The sequence below is a fragment of the Mycoplasma marinum genome (assembly GCF_004335975.1).
GTDB classification, from domain to species: domain Bacteria; phylum Bacillota_I; class Bacilli_A; order Mycoplasmatales; family Metamycoplasmataceae; genus Mycoplasma_K; species Mycoplasma_K marinum.
In genome coordinates, this window is the sequence record NZ_PSZO01000125.1 from 1 (window position 1) to 526 (window position 526).

General features: G+C 28.9%; 1 protein-coding gene. It reads left to right on the forward strand.

Going from position 1 to position 526, the window contains the following annotated elements:
- Positions 1–438 (forward strand): hypothetical protein (locus C4B24_RS05170; RefSeq protein WP_394343197.1); only part of this gene is annotated, 438 nt, incomplete at its 5' end.
- Positions 439–526: the final 88 nt, after the last annotated feature.

Here is a 526-nt window from a genome sequence, read left to right on the forward strand (position 1 = left end):
TGGAGTTATAATTCTTCAATTGATATTAAACACCCTTACAAGGTAAAGGGTGGAGATTTAATTGGCAAGGTAGGTAAACTTAGCGAGAACGGAGGATGAGTTCCTCATGTGCATGTTGAAGTATATAGAGGTGATTCACAACACTTTAATACTAAGAGAATTGGCAAGTATATAATGGATCCCAATCAAAGTAGCGAACAATTTAAAACTAAAGGATATAGAGTATTCAGTAATTTAAAAGGTATTGGTGTTTACTCAGCAATGCATTCTAGCAAAGAAAGAATTAATGCACTATTCAATGGTGGACAATACAAAATAAAAAATAAAACGAGAATAGTTGAAAAAAGCAAATCTTTTAAAGAAAGAAATGGTTTGATTGATCCAAATTTAATATATAAATTATGAACACCTCAATCTAAAAACTACGAATTAAAATAATGAAATGGTAAAACCATATATTTCTCAATATTATAATTGTAAATAAAAACTTATACCCGGCAAGAGTGTAAGTTTTTATTTATGATTG